This is a genomic window from Pseudomonas sp. yb_5 (genome assembly GCF_043103865.1).
Lineage (GTDB): Bacteria > Pseudomonadota > Gammaproteobacteria > Pseudomonadales > Pseudomonadaceae > Aquipseudomonas > Aquipseudomonas putida_Y.
On sequence record NZ_JBICKE010000015.1, the window covers coordinates 1 to 8,144 of the forward strand.

General features: G+C 49.3%; 6 protein-coding genes and 5 pseudogenes. All 11 read left to right on the forward strand.

Going from position 1 to position 8,144, the window contains the following annotated elements; genetic code table 11:
- The coding region (locus ACF8GF_RS01830; protein ID WP_392487570.1) for an RHS repeat-associated core domain-containing protein at window positions 1-648 on the forward strand (648 nt) is incomplete at its 5' end.
- 13 nt (window positions 649-661) lie between these two features.
- Window positions 662-1,267: a hypothetical protein gene (locus ACF8GF_RS01835; protein ID WP_392487571.1), complete on the forward strand. Its 606-nt coding sequence runs from the start codon at window positions 662-664 to the stop codon at window positions 1,265-1,267.
- Between the two features lie 100 nt (window positions 1,268-1,367).
- Window positions 1,368-1,466, forward strand: a pseudogene (locus ACF8GF_RS01840) (hypothetical protein); the annotation flags it as partial.
- Between the two features lie 39 nt (window positions 1,467-1,505).
- Window positions 1,506-1,826: pseudogene (locus tag ACF8GF_RS01845) on the forward strand (RHS repeat-associated core domain-containing protein); the annotation flags it as partial.
- Window positions 1,827-2,583: 757 nt separating this feature from the next.
- Window positions 2,584-4,773, forward strand: a pseudogene (locus ACF8GF_RS01850) (RHS repeat-associated core domain-containing protein); the annotation flags it as partial.
- Between the two features lie 4 nt (window positions 4,774-4,777).
- Window positions 4,778-5,374: a hypothetical protein gene (locus tag ACF8GF_RS01855; RefSeq protein ID WP_392487572.1), complete on the forward strand. Its 597-nt coding sequence runs from the start codon at window positions 4,778-4,780 to the stop codon at window positions 5,372-5,374.
- Window positions 5,375-6,127 (forward strand): annotated as a pseudogene (locus tag ACF8GF_RS01860) (type IV secretion protein Rhs); the annotation flags it as partial.
- 128 nt (window positions 6,128-6,255) lie between these two features.
- The gene (locus tag ACF8GF_RS01865; RefSeq protein WP_392487573.1) at window positions 6,256-6,573 is read left to right on the forward strand and encodes an HNH/ENDO VII family nuclease; all 318 of its coding nucleotides are present in this window, start codon (window positions 6,256-6,258) and stop codon (window positions 6,571-6,573) included.
- 84 nt (window positions 6,574-6,657) lie between these two features.
- On the forward strand, window positions 6,658-7,044 hold the full coding sequence (locus tag ACF8GF_RS01870; RefSeq protein ID WP_392487575.1) for an SMI1/KNR4 family protein: 387 nt from the start codon (window positions 6,658-6,660) through the stop codon (window positions 7,042-7,044).
- Window positions 7,045-7,291: 247 nt separating this feature from the next.
- The gene (locus ACF8GF_RS01875) at window positions 7,292-7,639 is read left to right on the forward strand and encodes a hypothetical protein (RefSeq protein ID WP_392487574.1); all 348 of its coding nucleotides are present in this window, start codon (window positions 7,292-7,294) and stop codon (window positions 7,637-7,639) included.
- Between the two features lie 237 nt (window positions 7,640-7,876).
- Window positions 7,877-8,144, forward strand: a pseudogene (locus tag ACF8GF_RS01880) (hypothetical protein); the annotation flags it as partial.

Genomic DNA, 8,144 nt, shown 5'->3' on the forward strand with positions numbered 1-8,144 from the left:
ACGCCGCTGGAGCTGACGGACAGCCTGGGTGAGGTTGTTTGGCAGGCGACGTACCGCTCTTGGGGGGCGGTAGAGCAACTGTCTGCTAGTAAGATTGAGCAGAACTTACGCTTTCAGGGTCAGTACTTCGATGACGAAACGGGGCTTAACTACAACATCTACCGATTTTATGATTCTGAATCAGGTCGCTTTATTACTCAAGACCCGATCGGGCTAACGGGTAGTTTGAATCTATATCAGTACGCAGTGAATCCTATGATATGGATTGATCCTTGGGGATTGACATGCTCGACTGATGCTAAAGCACTTAGAGCTAATATGGTGGCAGCGGGTAAGTCCGAGCCTGCGTTTAAGAACTCGGCGCACCATATTGTCATGTCTAACTCGAGTGATGTGAGAATGGTGGCGCTTCAAACTAAAATGGAGCGCTTGAGGATAGATATCAATGCTGCGGAAAATGGCATTTTCCTACCCTCGAATAGTAAAGTTAAGCTTCCTCCTGGCAGCACCTTGCCCAATCATGCAAGCATTCACACCAATGCTTATAAGCAGAAGGTCTTTGATCGCTTGGGCGATATAAATAACAGTGGTGACTTCTTGAGTGAGTTGAACAAGATCAACTCTGAAATTGCCCGCGGAATATTCTAGGCTGGATAAAAGCATGAATAACTTAAAAGATCTTGAAAGAAAATATCTAGAAATTGAATCGCGAGCTGAGGAGGTCCTGTCTTCTTGTTTGTCTGAGGCTTTATACAGATCGAGAAGAATAGTAATAAGCAAGGGGCCGCTATATAACGTCAGCCCATATGAAATCGAGCGGGCCGGATTTAAAAAAGGAAAAGCCTTGAAGAAAATTCCAGCTCATATAAAAAATACTCATCTGTATCATTTGGATGAGTATGACAAAGTGGTTTTTGTGGAGATTTATGGGCAGTCTGAAAAAATTATCAATAAGGAATTCTACCGCTATAGCGGCGGAGGTATTGAGCGGGTCCATTTTACCAGCACCGGAAAAATTAGGAATATCTCGATTTCATTGCTTGAAGAGGGAGCGGTGGTGAAAGATATGAATTGGGGTCAGTACGGATGCAGTGAGTCAAATTATGTCTACGCTGATAATCGCCTAGAAAAAATACATGTTCGGCAAAAAGAGCATATTGAATCTGCATTTAGTGACTTTGAAGTGAGCTTTAAATATGAGTCCGGCGAGTTGGTGAGTATAATAAATATCTTCCCTAATGGTTATGAAGAACAGCGATTTCCTTGACGTAAATGCAAGGTCCAGACCTCACGGTTGCAGTGTAGTTCGCGTGAACAGCCGCCAGCACGCCAAGAGCCAGTGGATTCGCTACTAGCATGACAAAGCGCAGCGCCTGACCGCGCTGGTCAACGAGAGCAACGCCACGTACAGCTTTGCCTACGACGCTTCGGACCGGCTGAGCGAAGAAGTGCGGGTGGATAACCTGACCCGGCGTTTCAGCTACGACGTCGGTGGCCATCTCACACAGAAGGTCTATTACTTCCATACCGATCAGATTGGTACGCCGCTGGAGCTAACGGACAGCGATGGCAAGATTGTTTGGCAGGCGACGTATCGGTCTTGGGGTTCGATAAAGCAATTGGTTGTCGATAAGGTCGAGCAGAACCTACGCTTCCAAGGCCAGTACTTTGATTATGAATCAGGACTGCACTACAATACCTTTAGATATTATGATCCGGAAGCTGGGCGCTTTGCTACTCAAGACCCGATTGGATTAGCGGGTGGGCTAAATTTATATTTTTATACGCTCAATCCCATCAATTGGATTGATCCGTGGGGGTGGTCTGGTGTAGACGGTAGCGGCCGTCCGCTATCTAGTTCACAATATAGCGTATGGACCAGTGTAGAGATGCCGCAAGAAATTCATAGTTTGAACAGGGGGGCGCATTTCAAATATGCTAATGAAGAGCTATACAATCGTACGCTACAATACCCTGAGCTTAAGGCTGCTTTACCCGCTGAAGTAGTGGAGCATATTCAACCCGGACCCAGAGGAGGCTTCAGTGACAGAAGCCCACCAAACCACTCTTGGCACCATAATGCTCAGTCTCCTAAAGATATAGAGCTTATTCCGAGAGCGCAACACCAAGCGAAGGGACCGGTGCAAGCCAGTTTACACCCTAATCAAAAGGGTGGATTTAAGGCATTACAAAACACATCGTGCTGAGGTGGTTATGAGAGTTTATAGCATACGGGAAGTTCTAGAAAATCTGGATAAAATGCCGGACTCTTGGTTCTATTTACCAAATAGCAATTGGACCCTGGATACAAAGGGTGCGTTCTCATTAGATAGTCGTGACTTTCCCCCAGATTCGACTGATTATCTCCCGCCGCAGGTGGCTAATGAAGGATGGATCGAAACACTAGACACTCCAATGATACAGGATGTAATTAATTATACGGACCAGCAGCTTCCCTCGGCCACTGTTGAGGATTACTTTGAGGCTTTTAAATACTATTTTGAAAATGACGCTTTTTTAGAATTCTAGATCGCAAGGTTTACTAAGGATTGTTTCTAGGGCAAGAAGTGGCAAAGAGCTTATGTTGAGCGCAAGCCCGACGTCGAAGTGCTGCGCATCAGCCACCCGGACGGCACCACGGAAACCTTCACCTATAACGTCTACGGTCAGGTGCTCAGCCACACCGACGGCAAGGGCCAGACCACCCGCCTGATGCGCACGGCCCGCGGCCTGCCGAGCAGCCGCCAGGATGCCAAGGGCCAGCGGGTTCGGTACGAGTACGACAAGGCCATGCGCCTGACCGCGCTGGTCAACGAAAACAACGCCACGTACAGCTTTGGCTACGACGCTTCGGACCGGCTAAGCGAAGAAGTGCGGGTGGATAACCTGACCCGGCGTTTCAGCTACAACGTCGTTGGCCATCTCACGCGACTGGATGAGATTGGCTATGGCGAGAATGCCGAGCGGCCAGAGCGCCATACGCTCTTTGAGCGTGATGCCATTGGCCGTTTGATTGCCAAGCTCAATAGCGATACGCGGCAAGACTTCGTCTACGACGACGGTGACCGGTTGCTGAGCATCGAGCGGCAACCGAGCGGGATCGGCAAGCAGCTTGGGATCACAGAAGAAAAGCTTGAGTACACCTACGATCTGCTCGGCCGTCTGACCAAAGAAATCACCCCTGACGGCACGCTCAGCTACGAGTACGACCCGCTCAGCAACCTGACCACGCTGATCCTCCCGGATGGGCGCAAGGTCAATCACCTGTACTACGGCAGCGGCCACCTGCACCAGCTGAACCTGGATGGTCAGGTCATCAGTGAAATGGAGCGCGATGACCTGCACCGCGAGGTGTACCGGACCCAGGGCAAGCTCACCAGTTGCTTCGGTTATGACGCCATGGGGCGCAAGGCCTGGCAGTTTGCCTCGACCTTGCCGGCCGACAAGCTTTCACAGGTACATAACACTGGCATCAATACCTCGTTGCTGGTCGAGCACGCCTACAACCCGATCCACCGCCGTTACCAGTACGACCCGGCCGGTGAACTGGTGCGTACGCTGGACAAGCTGCGTGGCGAGATCAAGTACGAGTACGAAGCCAACGGCCAATTGCGCAGTCGTGATACCGGCTCGTTGATCGGCAGCGAGGAATTCCGCTACGACCCGGCAGCCAACCGCCTGGACTTCAATGCGCGGCAGTTCGACAAGGTCAGGGACAACCGGATCAAACAGTGGCGGGATCAGGAGTATCGCTACGACCCGTGGGGCAACCTGATCGAGAAGCGCTCGGGGCACAGCAAGCTGCAGTACTTCAGCTATGACTGTGAGAACCGGCTGGTTAAAGCTGAAACGTATGTCGGTGACAGACTGGAGAGCACCGGGCAGTACCGGTATGACAGCCTGGGACGGCGGGTGGCCAAACAGGCTGAAATCAATGGCGAGGTCGAGCAGAAGCGCTTCCTCTGGCAGGGGCTGAGGATGCTGCGTGAGGAGACACCTACGCAGAGCATCTTGTACCTGTACGAGCCGGGTAGCTATGCGCCGTTGGCGCGGGTTGATCAGGTTGAAGGGGAAGGGCAGAAGGTCTATTACTTCCATACGGACCAGATTGGTACGCCGCTGGAGCTGACGGACAGTGACGGCAAAATCGTTTGGCAGGCGACATATCGCTCGTGGGGTGAGATAGAGCAGCTAGCGGTCAATGAGGTGGAGCAGAACCTACGCTTCCAAGGTCAGTACTTTGATGCCGAAACGGGGCTGCACTACAACACGTTCCGATTCTATGTCCCTGAAATCGGGAGATTTCTGACACAAGACCCCATCGGTCTAGCAGGTGGAGATAATTTATATCAATATGCACCTAGCCCTATAGGGTGGATCGATGAACTAGGTCTGTCGTGCAACTCAGATGCCAAGCTTCTTCGAAAAGAACTCGGGATAAGTCCACAGGGGGGAGGTCAGTATGATGCGCATCATATTGTGATGTCCAACTCGAAAGATGCGAGGATGATTGCACTCCGGAAAAAGATGGATGAATTGGACATTGATATAAATGATAAGCGTAATGGGATTTGGCTGCCCAATACCGAGTCTGCAAGGGTTCCAGGTACAACTGCCACCCCTCACAAAGGTGCGGGTGTGCACGGCAAAGCCTATAAGCAATATGTCTTTGATAAGCTTTCCGTAGCCAATGGTCGAGAGGAATTTCTCAGCGCACTTTCCGAGGTTAAGCAGTCGCTGTTTGACGGTATTTTATTTAAAACGATAAGGTAGAACTATGCTGGTAGAAGATTTGAAGCGCTTTAAAGATGAGGTTGTCAAGAAAGCTGAGGATTCTTCCTTTGCTTTGGATTTTGATCCTGATTGTGCCGAAGCCTCGAATATTAAGTGGTCGAAAGGGGTCGGAATTTCTTTTATTCCTTATGAATTAGAGATGTCAGGTGTAAAGCCAAGCAGGCTGACTGCAAAGGAACCTACAAGTAAAAAAAATATAAACAAATATTATTACGTGGATGGGCGGTTGCAGAAGGTAGATATCTACAATGCAAAGGGTGAAATTCATGGGTTTGAATATTTTTTCTATGATGACAGGCGAGATTATTCAATTAAGATGAATCGTCACGGCGAACGTTTGTGGCTCAAGGTAATTGATAAAGAGCAAGGAGAAGTACGTAAAGCTTGCAGGGTTGATTTTGACTCGGAATTTTGGACGTTAGGTTACGACTGGAATCAAGGGCGTCTTCAGGGAATTCTAACGTTTTCGTCTAATAGCTTGCCAGGTATTAAGATATATCCCGTTTTCGAGGAAGGGGATCTTGTGGGCTTATTTACTTTGCGTGGTGAAGAGAAAATATATATTTATGATGAGCGGTAGGTTGGCCTGACCTTGCCGGACGGTAACCGCCTGCAGTTCAAGTACGACGAGTTCTCCCGCCTGCTCGGAGAAACCGATCCGCTGGGCCGCAAGACCCAGTACGAATATCACCACCTGACCACACTGGTGACCCAGGTCAGCTACCCGGATGGCAGCACCTGGCGAGCGCGCTACGACGACAAGGGCAACCTGCTCGCCGAATTCGATGCCCTCGGCCAGATGACCGAGTACCTGAACAGCGATGACGGCCTGCCGCACACCATCATCGATGCGACCTACAAGTCCAAGTACCTGTGGTGGAACACCCTGGCCCAGGTCGAGCGCTACCAGGACTGCTCGGGCAAGAGCACGTACTACCGCTATGACGAACGCCAGCACCTGGTGGCGGTGACCGATGCGCTGAACCAGACCACCACGCTGGAGCGCGAGCCCGACGGCGAAGTGCTGCGCATCAGTCACCCGGACGGCACCACGGAAACCTTCACCTACAACGTCTACGGTCAGGTGCTCAGCCACACCGACGGCAAGGGCCAGACCACCCGCCTGATGCGCACGGCCCGTGGCCTGCCGAGCAGCCGCCAGGATGCCAAGGGCCAGCGGGTTCGCTACGAGTACGACAAGGCCATTCGCCTGACCGCGCTGGTCAACGAGAACAACGCCACGTACAGCTTTGCCTACGACACTTCGGACCGGCTGAGCGAAGAAGTGCGGGTGGATAACCTGACCCGGCGTTTCAGCTACGACGTCGGGGGATTAATTTTTATGGATTTGCCCCTAATCCTAATTCTTGGGTTGACCCGCTTGGGTGGACATGCTGGACACCGAAAAGTGTAGCGGGCCGGAAAGTTTATCAGCGTAATGATATATTTGATCCGCACCGTGTGGATGAGCTGGGACGTACTAACATACAGAGAATGAAGAAGGGGGGCGCGCCTATCGGTAAGGACGGGGAAGAAGTAAATCTTCATCATCTTACCCAAGATGAACCTGGTCCGATGGCTGAGGTTCTAATCAGTTTCCATTCTAAGCACGACAGGGTGGTGCATATGTATTCTAACCAGTGGGATAAAAGTTGGGTGGGGAGTGATGGATTAAGACGTCTTTATAACAGCGCGCCGCCAATCGTGAATCGCGGTCCATTCAATACTTGGAAGAAATCTTATTGGAAAAGCCACAGCCTTGGGTTTTTGAGGATATAAAATGAGCTATATAGATATTATAGAATCTGAAATCAACGCCAGCGGGGAAGACCCCGTATACGCAGGGGGGCATCGGATGAAGCGATAGCAGACTTTGAGAAAGCTCTTGGTGTTGATTTCCCATTATCATATAAACTGTTTTTGAAGAAATATGGTGCGCTGTCGTTTGCGGGTGATACTTACTATGGTATAACCAAGAGCGGTATTGGTGCAACGTCTGTTCCTAACGTGGTTTTTGCCACAAAAAGTGCTAGAGCTGATGGCGACGCAAATGAGTCGATGATTGTAGTGAAAGCTTCTGGCTATGGTCCGATTTATTCCATAGATGTCTCGGCTCTCGGAACTACTGGAGAGCCGGTCGTAGTTGAAACTCAGCTTTCGTTCAAGCGAACGAAAGAAAAAAATGTAATTTATCAAAGTTTTGAGGAGTTTTTTGTTGGCTCGATTAGGCAAGCGATTAGGGAGCTTTGAGTTGTAGTGAATTTATTGTGGCCGGCTTTTATGTAGGTGTATGTTAGTTGAAAATTGTTGAGTAAGTGGTTTGTAGTTGTATTGTTGCGCAACTTTTATGAGTTGGGGCAAGGTTTGCTATCTTTAGGGCTTAGGTGAAAATGAACTTAGGCGTGTTTATCCCGAAGTGCCGAATGAAAAGCTACAGGAGCTAATCGCTCTGAATAAATCTATGTATCCAGAAATGCGGAAGTAAAGGGAGAAATTTATGGGTGACAATAAATTTGTTGATGCTATTTATTCCGAATTGTTTGAGAAAAATTTCCCTCAATATAAAAAATCTCTTACTAAACCCGTCAACGGAGATAAGGACTCATATGCTCGTGTGCGTAATGCTCTAGCATCGCTAGATGATACTCAAAAGTATGACATCATTAACTTTTTTAAAGTTGTTATCGCAGACAGCGCTTCTGTAGTGCTTGGGACGTTGGATGGCGTCCATTTTCCGGATGACCTCGAGGGCAATTTTGTTGTAAAATTAGATGGTGAAGATATTCAGGGTGACTTGCAGGATGTATTTATCGAAAAATCTCAGCAAGATGGTATTTACGATTGATTTTTTGAGGCATTTTTAGTCTGGCTTCGGTTTTTGTTTTTATGTGACATTTTTGAAAGATAGATATTGAAAAAGCTATTGAAGATAGTTGGGGTGCCAGCTTCAACTATTTTTCCGTTAGCCGATACTGTCGAGCGGCTGGAATGAAGCTGCCTTAGCTAATATAATTATTTTTGTCATTGTCAAAAGTCACGTTCGCTAAACGTGTATAGGTGATTGTGCGGGCCTGTATCCAAGGTGGCTCATTACCTCCTGCAAACCCTCGACAATCTAGAGAAGTGCCAGACACCAACACCGAAGTGCCGCTGCAGCGTATCGAGAACGTCCTCGACCAACCGCGATGCCCGGCAGGATTTCGAATACGACAACGGCGACCGGCTGCTGAGCATCGAGCGGCAACTGACCGGGATCGGCAGGCAGCTTGGGATCACAGAAGAGGAGCTGGAATACACCTACGATCTGCTCGGCCGTCTGACCAAAGAAATCAGCCCTGACGGCACGCTTG